Annotated in this window: 19 protein-coding genes; 5 read left to right on the plus strand and 14 right to left on the minus strand. The window is 48.6% G+C overall.

All coding sequences use genetic code 11. The features are described 5' to 3' along the window. Nucleotides 1-79: 79 nt before the first annotated feature. Together NGM62_RS01755 and NGM62_RS01760 are read left to right on the plus strand one after the other, a co-directional pair. The gene (locus NGM62_RS01755) at nt 80-946 is read left to right on the plus strand and encodes an N-acetylglucosamine kinase (protein WP_262245468.1); all 867 of its coding nucleotides are present in this window, start codon (nt 80-82) and stop codon (nt 944-946) included. Nucleotides 947-979: 33 nt separating this feature from the next. Next, the gene (locus tag NGM62_RS01760; protein ID WP_262245539.1) at nt 980-1,495 is read left to right on the plus strand and encodes a glutathione peroxidase; all 516 of its coding nucleotides are present in this window, start codon (nt 980-982) and stop codon (nt 1,493-1,495) included. Between the two features lie 2 nt (nt 1,496-1,497). Here the strand turns inward: NGM62_RS01760 and NGM62_RS01765 are convergent, their stop codons facing one another. Next, nucleotides 1,498-2,079 carry a thymidine kinase gene (locus tag NGM62_RS01765; RefSeq protein WP_262245469.1) on the minus strand — a complete coding sequence of 194 codons (582 nt, stop codon included), beginning with the start codon at nt 2,077-2,079 and terminating at the stop codon, nt 1,498-1,500. A 114-nt stretch (nt 2,080-2,193) separates the two neighbouring features. Here NGM62_RS01765 and NGM62_RS01770 point away from each other — a divergent pair, with 114 nt between their 5' ends. Further along, nucleotides 2,194-3,219, plus strand: a complete 1,026-nt coding sequence (locus tag NGM62_RS01770) for a hypothetical protein (RefSeq protein ID WP_262245470.1) — start codon at nt 2,194-2,196, stop codon at nt 3,217-3,219. A gap of 13 nt (nt 3,220-3,232) precedes the next feature. Here NGM62_RS01770 and NGM62_RS01775 read toward each other — a convergent pair whose 3' ends face one another. The 12 genes from NGM62_RS01775 to purB all read right to left on the minus strand — a co-directional run bounded on the left by NGM62_RS01775 (nt 3,233) and on the right by purB (nt 13,342). Continuing rightward, nucleotides 3,233-4,393: a hypothetical protein gene (locus NGM62_RS01775; protein ID WP_262245471.1), complete on the minus strand. Its 1,161-nt coding sequence runs from the start codon at nt 4,391-4,393 to the stop codon at nt 3,233-3,235. Beyond that, the gene (locus NGM62_RS01780; RefSeq protein ID WP_262245472.1) at nt 4,380-4,937 is read right to left on the minus strand and encodes a hypothetical protein; all 558 of its coding nucleotides are present in this window, start codon (nt 4,935-4,937) and stop codon (nt 4,380-4,382) included. The genes NGM62_RS01775 and NGM62_RS01780 overlap by 14 nt, the downstream gene beginning before the upstream one ends. A 22-nt stretch (nt 4,938-4,959) precedes the next feature. Next, complete coding sequence (locus tag NGM62_RS01785) at nt 4,960-5,496, minus strand: RNA polymerase sigma factor (protein WP_262245473.1); 537 nt, start codon at nt 5,494-5,496, stop codon at nt 4,960-4,962. Nucleotides 5,497-5,596: 100 nt separating this feature from the next. Continuing rightward, nucleotides 5,597-6,781 (minus strand): aspartate aminotransferase family protein, encoded by a 1,185-nt coding sequence (locus NGM62_RS01790; RefSeq protein ID WP_262245474.1) that lies wholly within the window; start codon nt 6,779-6,781, stop codon nt 5,597-5,599. Nucleotides 6,782-6,807: 26 nt separating this feature from the next. Then, a complete protein-coding gene (locus NGM62_RS01795; RefSeq protein WP_262245475.1) occupies nt 6,808-7,284 on the minus strand; it encodes a hypothetical protein in 477 nt (158 codons plus the stop codon). Between the two features lie 3 nt (nt 7,285-7,287). After that, the gene (locus NGM62_RS01800; protein ID WP_262245476.1) at nt 7,288-7,983 is read right to left on the minus strand and encodes a hypothetical protein; all 696 of its coding nucleotides are present in this window, start codon (nt 7,981-7,983) and stop codon (nt 7,288-7,290) included. Between the two features lie 33 nt (nt 7,984-8,016). After that, entirely contained in the window at nt 8,017-8,562 is a 546-nt protein-coding gene (locus tag NGM62_RS01805) for an RNA polymerase sigma factor (protein WP_262245477.1), read from the minus strand. A 32-nt stretch (nt 8,563-8,594) separates the two neighbouring features. After that, nucleotides 8,595-9,548, minus strand: coding sequence for a transketolase family protein (locus NGM62_RS01810; protein WP_262245478.1), 954 nt, complete (start codon nt 9,546-9,548; stop codon nt 8,595-8,597). Nucleotides 9,549-9,726: 178 nt separating this feature from the next. Then, nucleotides 9,727-10,572, minus strand: coding sequence for a transketolase (locus tag NGM62_RS01815; protein ID WP_262245479.1), 846 nt, complete (start codon nt 10,570-10,572; stop codon nt 9,727-9,729). A gap of 123 nt (nt 10,573-10,695) precedes the next feature. Continuing rightward, nucleotides 10,696-11,379 carry an arylesterase gene (locus tag NGM62_RS01820; RefSeq protein WP_262245480.1) on the minus strand — a complete coding sequence of 228 codons (684 nt, stop codon included), beginning with the start codon at nt 11,377-11,379 and terminating at the stop codon, nt 10,696-10,698. After that, nucleotides 11,379-11,933 carry a NifU family protein gene (locus NGM62_RS22110; protein ID WP_315975845.1) on the minus strand — a complete coding sequence of 185 codons (555 nt, stop codon included), beginning with the start codon at nt 11,931-11,933 and terminating at the stop codon, nt 11,379-11,381. The genes NGM62_RS01820 and NGM62_RS22110 overlap by 1 nt, the downstream gene beginning before the upstream one ends. 65 nt (nt 11,934-11,998) lie before the next feature. Continuing rightward, nucleotides 11,999-13,342 carry an adenylosuccinate lyase gene (gene purB, locus NGM62_RS01835; protein WP_262245481.1) on the minus strand — a complete coding sequence of 448 codons (1,344 nt, stop codon included), beginning with the start codon at nt 13,340-13,342 and terminating at the stop codon, nt 11,999-12,001. Nucleotides 13,343-13,678: 336 nt separating this feature from the next. Here purB and NGM62_RS01840 point away from each other — a divergent pair, with 336 nt between their 5' ends. After that, complete coding sequence (locus NGM62_RS01840) at nt 13,679-14,041, plus strand: response regulator (RefSeq protein WP_262245482.1); 363 nt, start codon at nt 13,679-13,681, stop codon at nt 14,039-14,041. Nucleotides 14,042-14,064: 23 nt separating this feature from the next. Further along, the gene (locus NGM62_RS01845) at nt 14,065-14,262 is read left to right on the plus strand and encodes a hypothetical protein (protein ID WP_262245483.1); all 198 of its coding nucleotides are present in this window, start codon (nt 14,065-14,067) and stop codon (nt 14,260-14,262) included. 6 nt (nt 14,263-14,268) lie between these two features. On the opposite strand, the gene NGM62_RS01850 is transcribed toward NGM62_RS01845, so the two are convergent. After that, entirely contained in the window at nt 14,269-16,764 is a 2,496-nt protein-coding gene (locus NGM62_RS01850; RefSeq protein ID WP_262245484.1) for a heavy metal translocating P-type ATPase, read from the minus strand. Nucleotides 16,765-16,800 lie beyond the last annotated feature (36 nt).

A 16,800-nucleotide genomic window follows, 5' to 3' on the forward strand; every position in this document is an offset into this window, starting at 1 on the left:
GATGAAGATATTGCATATAAAAGCAAATTTACCTAAGTTTGATATCCCTTAATGATACGGATACAGTAAAACTAAATCAATGATATTAGTAGCAGATAGCGGTTCGTCTCAATCGGATTGGATGTTGGCGTTGCCCGACGGCAAGCGGCTGGCTTTTACTACGAAGGGCCTGAATCCCTTTTTTGTGAGTGAAAAGGATATCGCCAAAATCATCCAGAACGCGAACGAGGTGCTTCCCCATGCCGAGGGGGTGACAGAAGTATATTTTTTCGGATCCGGCTGCACAAGCCCCGACCGGCGCGAAATGGTTTCCAATGCGTTATCGCAGTTGTTTACCAATGCATTCATCTCTGTAGAAACTGATTTGATAGGTGCCGCCTATGCCACATGTGGCAGTAGGAAAGGATACATCGCTACATTGGGCACCGGATCTGACGTGAGTTTCTACGATGGCGAAGAACTGCTCCCGTCGCGGCAGGGAATCGGTTATGTGCTCGGCGATGAGGGGTCGGGCGTTTGGTTCGGGAAACAATTGGTGACGAAGTTCCTGTATGGAGCAATGCCTGCCGATCTTGCGGCGGCGTTTGAACAGAAGTACCGGCTCAATAAAGAGATTGTTATAAAAAATGTGTACCAGCGTGCTACCCCAAATGCGTATCTGGCTTCGTTTGCCTTATTTATGGCAGCAAATAGTGAACACCCCTTCATAGATGATTTGCTCAAAAGAGGCTTTACCGAATTTGTCAAGACGAATATTAAGCCATTTCCCGACCACGGTGAATATGTGTGCCATTTTGTGGGCTCAATCGCCTATTTTTTTATAGAGCAGTTACGGGAGGTGTGTGGACAGCATGGTGTTAAGATCGGCAAGGTATTGAGCCGCCCGATTACGGAGCTGTTCAACTTTATTGTCCAGCGGGAGCGGAATTATGAAATACACGTTTAGAGAATGGCATAGTGTTTATAAAATAATATAATGATGAAAGTAGCGATTTTAATGTTGGGTGCAATCATGGTTGGTGCCCCTGCGGATGATGTATACCAATTTACCTTTACGTCTATCGACGGCAAACAGGTTAGTCTTTCTCAATTTGAAGGGAAGAAACTGTTATTGGTGAATACGGCGTCGGAATGTGGATTTACCAAACAATATGCGGGGCTGCAGGAATTGTCTGAGAAATATGGCGATAAAGTGGTCGTTATCGGTTTCCCGGCCAATAATTTCGGTGGGCAGGAGCCGGGTAGCAACGAGGAGATCCAAGGGTTTTGTGAGAAGAATTTCGGTGTCACGTTTCTGCTGGCCGAAAAAAGCAGTGTGAAAGGAGCCGATATATCGCCTTTGTTCGCTTATCTGACGTCTGCAGAAAACCCTGATTTTACCGGTGAAATCAAGTGGAATTTTGAAAAGTTCTTGATTGATGAGCACGGCAAGCTGGTACATCGGTTCCGTTCGAAAGTTGAGCCGATGAGTGATGCCATCGTCAAAGAGCTGTGATGTTATTCTACTGACCGGTAGAAACACGAGCGGCATCGCGGCTCATAGTTATCCTTTTCGCCCACCAGCAGCTGCTGGTCGTCTTGGGTAAGCCGGTAAGAGTAGTTGGCCGGAGCACCGCAACGTACACACACCGCATGCACCTTGGTGACGTGCTCGGCAATGGCCATTAATGCCGGCACCGGACCAAACGGTTGCCCTTTGAAGTCCATGTCCAAGCCGGCCACTATTACCCGGATTCCGGCGTTGGCCAGTTTCGTGCATACACCGGGCAACGTATCATCAAAGAACTGCGCTTCATCTATACCCACCACTTTGGCACCGGTTGCCAAAAGTGATATGGCAGACGAGTGGTCTACCGGTGTAGACGGTATGCGGTTACTATCGTGCGACGTGATATCCGTACGGTGGTAGCGCGTATCCATTGCCGGCTTAAAGATCTGCACGGGTAGTCTGGCGAGCTGTGCACGTCGCACCCGACGGATCAGCTCTTCGGTTTTGCCCGAAAACATCGACCCACAGATTACCTCAATACTCCCGTATGCCGTATCCCTATGTATTAAACGGTCTTCTGAAAAAAGCATGTTCCATTTGCTGCCGTATGCGGGAATCGCAATTAATTGTGCGCCCGAGGCCTGCTAATATCAGAATTTAATGTTAATTTTGAATCATCTTTATCGGCATACGCTTTTTATAATATGGCAACAAAACAGCAGGTTCTCGGAAAAATAGCAGATTTATTAAACGATATCAATAGCCAGTTTGACGATTTGGAAAATGACACGGTACCGGGAGATAGCCTAAAGGGTGATCTATTCGAAGCAACGGTCAATTATTTTGCGGCGAACGTAGCGGTGTACAATAAATTGAAGAAAGCCGAAATAGCTGTGGCTGATGAAGCAGAACAAGGTGTCGGTGCCGAGTTAGACAACGTGGCTGGGCAGGGTGACTTAGCAGAGCAGGATGATATCGTCGAACGGGCTGACGATGTAACCGAACTTGATGGTGAAGCGCCCGCAGTTGATGCCGGTAACGAGGCCCCGGAAGAAATCGTGTTTACTCCAGGTATCGACGAGACGGAAGAAGATGAAACTCTTGCCGATGATGTGGAATCAGGTGCAGATGACAACGGTGCTGACGAGGATACAGATGAAGAGGCCTCTGACATCGTAGAGGTATATGAAGAGACGGACGGCAGCACAGCTGTGGATGAAGCGAAGAGTGATTCCGCGGATAACGAAGCGGGTATTGAAGCGGACGGCGATGGGGTGATAGATATTGACGAGACAGTAACTGATGATGTGGGGGAAGAAGGTGTGGAAGAAGTTATCATCGAAGAAAAGACCGTTCAAATTGATTCGGCCGATGTATCTGTATCGCCCGAGGAGGAGGAAAAACCGGCACGGCCGCTTTCACTAAACGAACGTCTTTCAGCACATCGGAAAACCGGAGGCAACCCATTGGCTGCTATCCAAGGTAGCGGTGAGCGCATTTCTGATATCAAATCGGCCATCAGTCTCAATGATAAACTGTTGTTTATCAAAGATCTTTTCAACGGTTATAGCCTGGCTTATAGCGAAGCTGTCGAGTTGCTGAATAGGTATGATGACTTTGCTTCTGCAGATAACTTCTTACAAACAAACTACGCCGAGAAAAATAACTGGGCCGACAAGCCCGAGACCGTGGATAAACTGTATGCTATCCTTCGGAAGCGTTTCGGCTAATCCTCGACTTCGGCTATTTTAAGCTTACCGCACCGTAACGTGCACTCACACTTAATGAATTGTCTACGGCTTTGTTCCAATAACCGGAATAGCTGGTAGAGGTGCGGCTTCCAGACTTGCTGCCGATATTGATGAGGTTACGGTCGTAATCAAACCCACCATAGCTTACCGCGACATCGAAATTAAAGGCAGCATCACGCGACGGCCGGATGCGTACGTTGGAGTAAGCAGCCTCCACACTGGCTTTTTGTATGGACGGGCCAAGGCCCATCTCGAACCCACCGCTATACCGCAAGCTGATATCAGCCTGATGGTTGATTTCGCCTATTTTACCGCCGCTTGAGCTCATGGCTAACGTTAGTTTTTCGGCCTCAGCCAACGTGAACCCCCCATAACGAACAATGACGTCAGCTTCATTTACATATTCAACTTCCGCTTTTGAATAGGCCACGGTCAACGAATTCCCCCGTGCATTCAAACGCCCGGCCGAAAGGCTTCCATAGCTCACCGATGCGTCTACACGGCCATCGCGATCGGGTAGTTCGATAGCACCATACCGGTTTGTAAGTATGAGTTCGTTTTGGTGGGGGAGATAAATGTCGTAATCTACACGCAATGCCCGGTCGCCGGCACCACTGGTAAGTAACGACCACCAATTTGAGTCGCCCGACTCGATGGAGGTCTCAAAGGAAATCGTGTTGCCCGATTGGGACTGGATGACATGCACGCGGTCCAACGCATCTTGTGCCCGCCGTTCCGAACTTTCGGCAGTGCGTATTGTTAGGATTACTTTAACTTCTTTTTTTGTCCAATTGTTGACCGATATTTTACCATAGCGGTTGTCAATCTTTACTGATTGACGGTTATTGATGGGATACGAATATTCGGCGACCTTTTCCTTCTGGTACCCCAAAAAAAGAGGTATTTCTTTGGATTCTTTATGCCTCTGTTGCCAGTCGAGTTCAGAAAAGTCCCTAGCCAACGACTCACTTACCAATCCGGCTATGTCAATTGATTTCAGTGCATTGTTTACCTCTTCGCCGACTTCTGCTGCCAACAGGTCGATATTCTGCACGATAGCCTGTAACTCTTGGTGGTCCATGGGCTGGGCAGCTGCGGTGATGGTCCAGAACGGGAGCATCGAAAGCGCTAGATATGTCTTAAATCTGTTCATCGCGGTTTTGGTTTTTTGAGTTATTGATATAATTCAATACGTCCAACTGCTGACTAAGTATGTCGATTTGTGCACGCAGGTTACGTATCATGGCCTCCAGTGTCAGCTCTTTATTCGGACTCCGGGTAAACTCTTCTTTCAGCATGTCGTAGTTTGCCTCCATTTGGTTGAGCACATTCGAAAACTCACCATACAGCTCGGGGTCTGATACGGCGATATAAGCAATGGAGTCTTTTTTACGCAGAACCATTTGGGTATATAATTGCTGCTCGGCGGCCAAGTCTGGATTTATACGGCTATAGTCCAAATAGGCCTCCCGTTTCCCATAGAAATAAACCAGTATCCCGGCTGTGCCTACCAGGAACGTAACGGCGGCTACTTTCAAGACGTGGCTAAGCCGGGCTATCTTTTGCGGCTTTTTGCTATTACCGCGGTGTTGCTTATCCAGCCCGTCGGCAATCCGCTGCCAAAGGTCCTCCGGCGGGTTAGCACTGTCGAAGGCCCCCCGGTTTTCTTGGATGAATGATTTTAAGTCCGTTTTCATATCAGCTCCTATGCTTTTCCCCTCAGTTTGCCAAATAATCCAATAATTTCCGTTTTCCCCGGAGGTACTGGCTCCGGGATGTTGCTTCACTGATCCGTAAGATATGGGCAATCTCTTCGTGGTCATACCCTTCTAGCAGGTATAGTGTGAGCACCAGTCGATAACCTTCGGGCAGGCGGCCTATCGCTTGCTTGATGGCAGCCACCTGCAACTCGACATCGTTCTCGCTCTCTTCCTCTTCAACGGGCTCGTCGCTTTCGTCCAGCGATTGGAAGTCCAACTTCCGTTTGCGCAGCGTAGATATCGATTTGTTTACGACGATTTGCTTCATCCACAGGCCAAACGTGCTTTCTTGGCGGAAGCTGTCCAGGCGCGAGAACGCATCGATAAATGCTTCCTGCAATACGTCGGCTGCCTCAGCCTCATCCTGTACGATACGCAATGCCGTATTATACATTGCCTTTGCGTATAGGTTATACAGTTTGAATTGTGATTGGCGATCACCTTGTTTACAGGCAACGACCAATTGGTAATGCTTGTCAGTGAATGAGGCTTCCAACGAGTTGTCTTGTTATATTTCCCAGTCCTTTGTTTAAAAGACGCAAGGGGACCGTCCGATGTTGCATCGGACGGAATAAATAATGCTGGTGGGTATTTCCTTACAAGCGGTCGAGCCCGTTTAAAATCACACTGCAAGCCATCGCTATATCGTCGTCGCTGATGATAAGGGGGGGAGAAACACGGAGGGCAGTAGTGCAATGTAGGAACCAATCGATGATTACGCCGTTTTCCGCACAGTATTTGCTTACGCTTTCCACTTGCTCGAAAGTGTCCAATTGGATGCATAGCATCAAGCCGACACCTCTGATTTCGCGGATGGCGGGATGTTGCAAATGGTGGCGGAATAATTGCGATTTCCGCCCCACATCTGCCATGAGTTGTTCGTTGAGAATGACATTGAGCGATGCCAAAGCCGCAGCGCAGCTCACGGGATGCCCCCCGAAAGTCGTAATGTGTCCCAGCATTGGGTTATCCTTGATTACGTCCATAACGGCTTTGTTGGCTACGAAAGCACCGATTGGCATACCGCCGCCCATTCCCTTGGCCAGAAGCAGGATGTCGGGCTCGATGCCGTAGTGCTGGAATGCAAAGAGTTCACCTGTACGGCCGAACCCCGTTTGTATTTCATCGAAGATGAGCAACGTACCGGTTTCATCGCAACGTTTGCGTATGGCCTGCATGTAGGATATGTCCGGCACTCGGATACCGGCTTCGCCCTGCACAGCTTCGAGGATTACCGCAGCGGTAGCTGTGGTGATTTTGCCGATGTGGCCGGGCTCATTGTAGCGGATAAACTCGATGTCGGGTAATAAGGGAGCATAAGCACGGTGATACTCGGGGTTACCAATCAAGCTCAACGCACCTTGTGTACTGCCATGATAGGCTTTTTCCGCCGCGATGATTTGGCGACGCCCCGTAAATTTCTTGGCAATCTTCATAGCGCCCTCGGTGGCCTCCGTACCCGAATTGGTAAAGTAAACCGAATTGAAGCGATCCGGGAGCACGGCGAGCAATTGGGTGGCCAGCGCGACCTGAGGGGCTTGGACAAATTCGCCGTACACGGTTACGTGGAGGAACCTGTCGAGTTGAGTGGTGATCGCTTCGAGCACCCGGGGGTGCCGATGGCCAATGTTGCTCACCGCAAAGCCCGAAACCAGGTCTAGATAACGTTCGCCGTTCGGTCCGTATAGGTATACCCCTTCGGCACGTTCTATTTCGATAAGTCGAGGCGAAGCGGATGTTTGCGCGGTATTGGAGAGGAAAAGTTGCCGATTACTAAGCATACGCAAAGCTACGGAATAATTTACGGTTAGTCGCGGTCGCGCCGCCGTTGTTGTAATTCGCGGAGTAAATAATTCCGGAATTCTTCTTCGACCTCAAAAAATCGCGATGCCCGGGCCTGGCCTATGATTGAAGCGAAGCGGTTCCGGTATATTTTTTTTACCTCCAGCTCCTTGGCATCAAATGCGAGGACATCCCGATCGGTGCGGTTGTTGTTGAAATTATTGCCCGGGATTTTCTGGTTTTCCAACTTGCGTTTACTGCCTAGCCGATTTGTGGAGCGTCTTTCCTGCTTAAGTTTAGAGATCTCCCGGAAATATTGGTTATACACGGGGAAGAACTTCTGGGCCTCAGAGGGTGTGAGGTTCAGCTCTTTGGTGATGAATGCTATTTTCTCCGCTTCAATCCGTTCAAAACGCTCGGCCCTGCTCTCCTGTGCCACTGTGAAGGTGGCAGGTAGCAATAGCGCCAATGCGATGAGACGAAGTGGTTTTACGATGATCATTTGCTACAACGTATGATTAAGGTATGCTTCAATATCCTCCTCACTGAGCCCTTCTCCGATACTTTGCTCATCGAATTCGAGCTGCTCGGAGATATAAATCATATCGCTTGGGGTACCATAAAGCTCCAGGTAATCGAGGATTTGCTGGTCAGATACCGAAGCCAACGGATTCTTGGTTTCGGAATTGTCATGCCCGGTTCGGAGTATGCCTGCCAAGCCGATGACCAGTGCGATACTGGCAGCGGCGGCGTATGCCACCCATTTCCTGCGATTCAATTTGCGGACAGGTACTTCGGTTTCCCGGATCTGCTGGTTGATTGCTTCGGGCAACCGATCGAAATAATGCTCGGGTGTGGTAAAGCCGGTATCGGCTGCCACCTTCGCGATTTTGCTGTAGGCTACCAGTTGTTGCTCCAACTCACCGAAATAACCATCAGGCACCATAAAACCCGGGTCCCTCACGATGGATTTCAGCCTTTGTTCGGCAATATTCGCCTTTATACTGTCCGTCAATTGTTCAAAATATCCGTCGGGGACTCCCAAGCCCGTTGGGATGTTGCCGGTATTTTGGCATTTTTGAACTGTTCGATGATAGAGGTTTTCAAAGTAACCATTGGGCACAGTATACGGATTCGCACGCAACACCTCGGGCAGTTTGCCCGTGGCATCAACGTGGTGGTATGTGTGTTTTTCCTTCATGGTACTCTTTAGATGTTTTTGTTACGCGAAGGTTTAATCGTTTTCCTCAAAAAAATGGGCTATCTTCTTTACCGCCAAATGATAGGACGCTTTCAGCGCACCCACACTGGTGCCCAGCATAGCTGATATCTCTTCGTATTTTAGATCATCGAAATATTTCATGTTAAATACGATGCGTTGTTTCTCGGGCAATGTGAGCAGGGCTTGCTGCAGCTTCAATTGCGCTTGATCGCCGTTGAAATAACTGGTATCCGTTAGCGTATCAGCTAGGTAAGCAGAGCTATCATCGTCAAGCGAGACCTGTTGCCTTTGCTTTTTCCTATTCAGGAACGTGATGCATTCATTGGTGGCTATGCGGTATAGCCATGTATACAGCTGCGCATCTTCCCTGAAGTTTTCCAGGTTCTTCCATACTTTAATGAATATCTCCTGGACCAGATCGTCGGCATCATCATGATCAATAACCAAACGCCGCACATGCCAATAGATCTTTTGCTGGTACTTTTTCAGCAGCTGCCCAAATGCCTCGTCGCGCGTGCTTTTGTCGGCAAAGTTCGCTAGTATTTGAGCGTCCTCCATATCGTACTGTGCGGCGTTCCGTGGTTAACGCTTTATTTACGTTTGATCACGCGCTGTACGGCAGCCACAATATTAGCGGCATTAAGTCCGTATTTTTCCATCAGTTGTGCGGGTGTCCCGCTTTCGCCAAAGCTGTCATTCACTGCTACGTACTCTTGGGGTGTCGGGTTATTTTTTGCCAATACCTGTGCAATGCTGTCGCCGAGGCCACCTAGCCGGTTATGTTCTTCGGCAGTAACCACACATCGGGTTTTTGCTGCTGATTTCAATACCGCTTCTTCGTCCAAAGGCTTAATCGTGTGGATGTTGATAATCTCCGCATCGATACCCAGCTCAGCCAATTGCTCGCCGGCTTGTATGGCTTCCCATACGAGGTGCCCCGTAGCAAAGATACTGACATCGGCACCTTCATTTACCATCCACGCTTTACCGATTTCGAACTTCTGGTCGGCATCGGTAAAGATGGGTACCACAGGGCGCCCAAAACGTAGGTATACCGGACCATCGTGGTCGGCGATAGCGATAGTTGCCGCTTTTGTTTGGTTATAATCACATGGGTTGATTACGGTCATCCCCGGAAGCATCTTCATCAGGCCAATATCTTCCAGAATTTGGTGGGTGGCGCCGTCTTCACCCAACGTTAAGCCTGCATGCGATGCACAGATTTTGACATTCTTATTGGAGTAGGCGATGGATTGGCGGATTTGGTCATAAACACGGCCAGTGGAAAAATTGGCGAACGTGCCGGTATAGGGGATTTTACCGCCGATGGTAAGCCCTGCAGCTATGCCCATCATGTTCGCTTCGGCGATACCTATTTGGAAAAAGCGTTCAGGAAACTCCTTGATGAAGTCGTTCATCTTGAGTGAGCCAACCAAATCCGCACAAAGTGCCACGACGTTGTCGTTTTTTCGACCTACTTCTAATAGCCCCGCACCAAATCCAGAGCGGGTATCTTTTTTATCTGTATATGTGTATTTTTTCATTGCTTTTTTTAAGATATGAGATATGAGACATTAGATATGAGACGTTAGATATGAGATATGAGACTTGGATAAGAAGCATTTGACTCGTTGTATTTAATAGTGTCTAATGTCTAATGTCTAATGTCTAGTGTCTAATGTCTAGTGTCTAATGTCTAGTGTCTAATGTCTAGTGTCTAATCTAATAATCTCCTAATGTTTCCTCCAATTGGGAGAGTGCGGATGCGAGCTGTTCGTCATTAGGTGCTACGCCATGCCATTTGTGGGAGCCCATCATGAAGTCTACGCCATTGCCCATTTCGGTTTTCATAAGAATCAACACCGGCTTTCCCTTTCCTGTCCGTGATTTGGCTTCGGCCAATCCGGATAATACTTCGCTCATCACATTACCATTCATTTCGAGCACGTCCCACCCAAAAGCTTCCCATTTTGCCCGGAGGTTGCCCAGTGATAGCACTTGGTCGGTCGCGCCATCGATTTGCTGGCCATTGTAATCAATGGTAGCGATCAGGTTGTCTACTTTATTAAAGGGGGCGTAAAGGGCAGCTTCCCAGATTTGCCCTTCCTGCTGTTCGCCATCGCCCATCAGCACATATACGAGGTGGTTGTCGTTGTTGAGTTTTTTGGCGCGTGCTGCTCCGATGGCAACGGAAAGGCCTTGTCCCAACGACCCTGAAGCGATTCTTATGCCAGGCAGTCCCTCGTGCGTGGTAGGGTGCCCCTGTAGACGGGAATTGATCTTCCGGAAGGTGGCTAGCTCACTCACATCGAAATAGCCTGAGCGGGCCAATGTACTGTAAAATACCGGAGAGATGTGTCCGTTGGATAGGAAGAATAAATCTTCGCCAATGCCGTCGATGTCGAATCCGGGTTTCCGCTCCATAGCACTAAAGTATAGGGCTACAAAAAAATCTGTGCAGCCCAATGACCCCCCAGGGTGTCCCGATTGGCAGGCGTGGACCATGCGGACGATATCTCGCCGTACTTGTGATGCAATTCGTTCTAATTTGATGATTTCTTCGCTCATTATAAAGTGGTTATTAACGATTTTGGGGCTAAAGTTAAGGATTAATTATCAAATTCATTGTGATTTGCTTGGTGGGTTTTTACTTTCGCATTCATTTGGCTCCAACGTTGGCAGCAGTCCTTATCAAAGCAGTGGCTGTAGTACCTCCCATACTTCGTTGGCTATGATGCGATGGCCTTCTTCGGTGGGATGGATACCGTCCCGCTGGTTCAGTTCAGGCTCTCCAGCTACACCGGCTAATAGGAAGGGTACGAATGCCATGTTGTTTTCCTCGGCCAATGTAGGGAAAATTGCAGTGAAGGCTTTTCCGTAGTCGCCCCCCATACTAGGTGGTACCATCATACCCGTAAGCACCATCCGGCAATCGGGGTATTTTGCTTTTACTTTATCAATGATCTCCTGTAAGTTTCTGCTGGTCTCCTCGGTAGGTATTCCCCGGAGCCCGTCATTGGCGCCCAACTCCAATACAAAGATATCTATCTGTTCGCGCAGCAGCCAGTCGATACGTTCCTTTCCGGCCGCCGATGTTTCTCCGCTTAGCCCACCGTTGATTACCCGGTAGGCGAGCTGTAACGAGTCGAGCCATTGCTGGATAATGCCGGGGAATGCCAGATTTTGGCTCTCAAGCCCATATCCAGCGGTAAGGCTATTGCCAAAAAAAAGAATATTCTTTGTTTCTGTCTCCGACCGGGAGTCAGCTGTCGCTTCTTCTTGGTCAACAGATTGTTGGTCTGCCTGGTTAGACGTTCCTCCGCAGGCTGCGGCAAGCAATAATATCAAGGCCAGCTGCCATTTGAGAACCTTCATTACATGGCTTCAGCTACGACTTCTTCTACTTCGGGAACCATTCGTTTAAGCAACCCCTCTATGCCTGCCTTGAGGGTAATCATCGATGACGGGCAACCGCTGCAGGATCCACGCAGCTCCACCAGTACCCGTCCCTCTTCGAATGCGATGTAGCTAATCGCCCCACCATCTTGTTCCACGGCAGGCCGAACGTAATCATGCAAGATTTGCTGGATTTTGATTTCCGTTTCTGTTCCCTCGAAGGTTACCTCTTCGTCGTGAGGTACCTCTTTCACCTGCAGCTCAGACTCTACGGCACCTTTTACGAAGTCTTTCAAAATCGCTTCGATGTCTTCCCACTCGGCATCTTCTGTTTTGGTGATGGTTACGAAATTGCTGGCGAAAAATACGCCATTTACGAAATTAAACTTGAAGAGTTCTCGGGCGAACGGTGATTCCTGTGCTTTTTCGCGGTCAGGATAATCCAGACTCCCGTTGATCAACAGCTTGTTGACCAAAAACTTCATTGTTGCGGGGTTAGGGGTGTATTCGGTATATACGTTTATCGTTGCCATTTCTTCATCATTTTTACAAAAGTATCAATATTTCCCAGAAATCAGGGTCAGCGTATCGTCAAACATTATATGCCGGTATAGTTCCATGGTGTTATCGACTTCAGCTCCGTTTTGATTTCTTCGTTCACATTCAATGTTTCCACAAATGCGGCAATGGTGTCTTGTGTTACCGCCTCATTGGTTCGGGTGAGCGCCTTTAATGCTTCGTAAGGTTTGGGGTAGCCTTCACGCCGTAAGATGGTCTGGATAGCCTCGGCCACCACCGCCCAGTTTTGCTCCAAATCATTTCTCAACGCTGCTTCGTTGAGAATGAGCTTCTGGAGGCCCCTTGCGGCCGACTTAATTGCGATAAGCGCATGGGCCATCGGCACCCCGGTATTACGGAGCACCGTGGAGTCCGTGAGGTCGCGCTGCAGGCGTGATACGGGAAGTTTGGCAGCCAGGTGCTCCAGTAAAGCATTGGCTATGCCCAGATTCCCCTCGGCGTTTTCAAAATCTATCGGGTTGACCTTATGTGGCATAGCCGACGAACCGATTTGCCCTGCAGTGATTTTCTGTTTGAAGTAATCCATCGAGATATACGTCCAAATATCACGGCACAGGTCGATTAAAATAGTGTTGATGCGTTTCATCGCATCGCATTGTGCCGCGAAGTAATCATAGTGCTCGATCTGGGTAGTGGTCTGTGAGCGGTTCAATCCCAGCGTACTGTTGACAAAATCATTGCCGAATGTAATCCAGTCCATGTCGGGGTAGGCTACGCGGTGTGCGTTGAAATTGCCGGTAGCACCCCCGAACTTCGCGGCGTGGGGGAGGTGTTCGAGCAGCTGCACCTGGTTGGTCAACCGTTCGGTGAATACCCTGATTTCCTTTCCCAGACGGGTAGGGGAAGCAGGCTGGCCATGGGTGCGGGCAAGCATCGGGATATCGTTCCATTCGGTGGCCCGCTGTTCTAAAGCCGTAATAAGTGCTTTCAATGCGGGGAGGTAAATCTTAGAAAGTGCTTCCTTCCAAGCATAGGGTATGGCGGTGTTATTGATGTCTTGGGAAGTCAGCCCAAAATGGATGAATTCGAGGGACTTTGTCAGCCCGAGGGCTTCAAACCGGTCTTTAAGGAAGTATTCTACTGCTTTTACATCATGATTGGTCTCTTTTTCCTTATCTTTAATCCACTGCGCGTCTTCCAAATCAAAATCGGCATAAATACCACGGAGCTTTTTGTTGAGGCTTCCGTCAAAATGTTTCAGCTGTGGTATCCCGCTTTCACATAGAGCGATGAAATATTCAACCTCTATGAAAACACGGTATTTGATCAGTGCATACTCGGAAAAATAAGCAGCGAGCTCTTCGGTCGTACGGCGGTAGCGGCCATCTATGGGAGAGATTGCGGTCAGTGGAGATAACGTCATATACTTGCTTTTGGGCAAAGGTAACTATTTGGAGTACGAAATACGAAATAACCATGGCATCATGTGTTCAGCATACAACTTAAAGTTGTAACGATCATGGGCTCTGCCGGTTTCAGTTTTTTCAAACATTCGACGTTGTCAATTGTCGTTTACAGTGAAGGCACAAACGTAACAGTCACTGGGATATAGCGATAGCGAGAGAAAAGGTTGTGACAGACCTTGGGATACAATCTTTTTGAATACGTAACGTTATGATAGTAACACTGGCTAGCGTTATTGAGTAGACTTAAAATAATGTGATTTATCAACTGAATAATTGACCATGATAGGTGCCTTATGAGGAGAAAAATTTTGTACATCGAAGATGATCCGGATATGGCGGATATCGTCATGGAGATTATGCAGTTTGAGGATTGTGAAGTCCTTACCGATAGTGGTAAATCATTGTACAAGCTTTTAAAAAGCAATGATATTGGTCTCATATTAATGGACGAAGGACTAAGCTGGTGCTGGGGAAGCAGCCTTTGTAAAGAGCTGCGCGCTAATTCAGAAACGGCAGATATACCGATTGTTATGATTTCCGCAGCCCACGAGATAGATAACATTGCAGCGCACTGTGGAGCCAACGCTTATATCCGGAAGCCTTTTGAGATATACGATGTTATTGATGTTGTAAACGACCATTATCCAAGGAAGTGATTGTTGTCAGAAATATAGATACGATGAAAAGAGCAAAAGTAAATTACGGACCACAGCTGAGCCGTGGTCCGCAACGTGAATCCCTTTCGGAAAGTACAGACGTGGATAGTGTAGCCGACGGCAAAGTGCAGGAGGTATCACGCATCAGGACGCTTGAAAACCTCAAACTCGCCCTGTTTTTTTGCCGGGCCCAGGGGCGGATGGCGCGAGGGGAGTTATGATCGCTGCTAAATCGCTTCGATATTGAAACCGGCGTGCTGCACCGTCTCTATAATCTGCTGCTCGGAAGCTCCGCCAGATACTACCGTCAATATTTTATCTTTATTGTCGGTGTCTACCTCCCAGCGGATAACACCGTCTAACCGATCGAGGTGTGGCGTTACGGCGGCGATGCAGCCCCCACAATTAATGTTTGTCTTGAATTTAAAATTCGGATTATTATTGTCCATTTTGCTTGAATTTACTTTTTTTATTGAATAATCTATTTTTTTCCATTTCAATCGCAGGCTGTTGCTCACCACACTTACGCTACTCAATGCCATGGCTGCTCCAGCTATCATCGGATTGAGTAGAAAGCCGTTTATCGGGTATAGTATGCCTGCGGCTATGGGTATGCCGATGAGGTTATAAATAAATGCCCAGAAAAGATTCTGTTTGATGGTGGCTACCGTCTGCCTAGATAGGCGTATCGCCTGCGGGATTTTCGTGAGGTCGGACGATATGATAGTCATTTTTGCCACATCCATGGCAATGTCGCTGCCCTTACCCATGGCAATGCTTACATCGGCAGTAGCCAGTGCTGTACTATCGTTTATCCCGTCGCCAACCATAGCCACGGTTTTGCCTTGGCGTTGCAACCCCTTCACAAAATCAGCTTTGTGTTGCGGCAATACTTCTGCCTTGTAATGTGCTATGCCCGTTTGCTGTGCAATGGCTTTGGCAGTGGCTTCGTTGTCGCCTGTGAGCATGTAAAGATCGATACCCATGGCCTGCATCTGTTCGATAGCCGATACAGAAGTCTCTTTTATCCTGTCAGAAATGGCCAATACTGCCAGCGCTTCGGTACTGTTGGCGAACCAAATAACCGTTTTAGATTGCAGCGCCCATTCGTCGGCCCGCTGTTGCAGTTCGGTGGCAATGGAAACATTGTTTTCGGTGAGCAGTCTTTTGTTGCCGGCATAATAGGTTTCGCCTTCGTGCGCCGCTGCTGCACCTGTGCCTGTAATACTCTCAAATGCTGTCAAGCCTACGGTTTTTATCCCTTCTAAGTGGTTTGTTACCGCCTCAGCCAACGGGTGCTCGGATTGTTTTTCGAGGCTGAACAGGATTTGTTTTACGGTGTCGTCTTGGTACAGCCATTTGACGCCTGTTACTTCTGGTCTGCCCTCGGTGATGGTTCCGGTTTTGTCCAATACCACAGCATCTATTTTCTTCGCCAATTCCAGGCTTTCGGCGTCTTTGATGAGTATCCCATGTTCCGCGCCTTTGCCCACACCGACCATGATGGCCGTCGGTGTGGCTAGTCCCAAAGCACAGGGGCAGGCAATGACCAGCACCGTGATAGCTGCTAACAGACCGTGTACCACCCCATGGTCACCGCCTAGGATCACCCACAGCACAAACGTGAGGATAGCGATACCGATTACGACGGGAACGAAGATACCCGCTATCTTGTCCACCAATTTCTGTACCGGCGCTTTACTACCCTGTGCATCCTGTACCGTTTTGATGATTTGTGCGAGCATGGTTTCCTTGCCTACCTTCACGGCTTTGAACCGGAAGCTGCCCTTCTGATTGATGGTGCCGGAAAATACCTTTTCGTTTTCATTTTTCAAAACAGGCACCGGTTCGCCGCTTAGCATGCTTTCATCTACGTACGAGCTCCCCGATATAACCATGCCGTCCACCGCAATCTGTTCGCCCGGTTTGACTAAAATCACATCACCTACGTGGACATCCTCGATGGCAGCTTGCTTTTCCCTACCATCGGGCAGTATCAAGGTCACTGTTTTGGGTTGTAGACCCATCAGCTTTTTGATAGCCGAGGACGTGTTGCCTTTTGCTCTTTCTTCCAGTAACTTTCCCAGGAGTATGAATGCGATGATGACGGCTGCAGCTTCGAAATATACGTGCGCTTCCAAACCCCGCTGGTGCCAGAAATCGGCAAACAGCATATTGAACACACTGAATATATACGCGATACCCGTACTCAGGGCGACCAATGTGTCCATGTTGGCTGACCGATGCTTGGCTTGTTTCCACGCATTGATATAGAAATCCCTGCCCAGCCATAACACCACGGGTGTGGTAAATAGCCACATGATTTCGTTTCCGTAGGGTATGTCCATGAAGAACATACCGATAATAACTACAGGCAAGGATAGGATGATTGCCCAAATCGTTTTGTTCTTGAGCTTTTGAAAGTTCCGCGCGTTGATCGCATCCAGGGTGTCCTGCTGTGTCGATTCGTCTTCTACCAATAAATCGTATCCAACAGCTTGCACGGCTTTCTTCAATGTTGATGCGTCTGTCATGCCGGGCAGGTATTCAACGAGGAGGTTTCCTGTTGCAAAGTTGACGGAGGCATTGACGACTCCCGGCTCGTGCTTTACAGTGCTTTCGGCACTGCTGGCACACGATGCGCAGGTCATGCCCAGCACCGGGAACGTACTTCTAACGGTGGTCGTGCTGTAATCGGGTTCTTTATTGCTTGTTGCTGCCATAGTTCGATTCGTTTTTCGATTGTACAAAGATGTCCA

This window comes from Parapedobacter soli, assembly GCF_025460835.1.
GTDB classification, from domain to species: domain Bacteria; phylum Bacteroidota; class Bacteroidia; order Sphingobacteriales; family Sphingobacteriaceae; genus Parapedobacter; species Parapedobacter soli.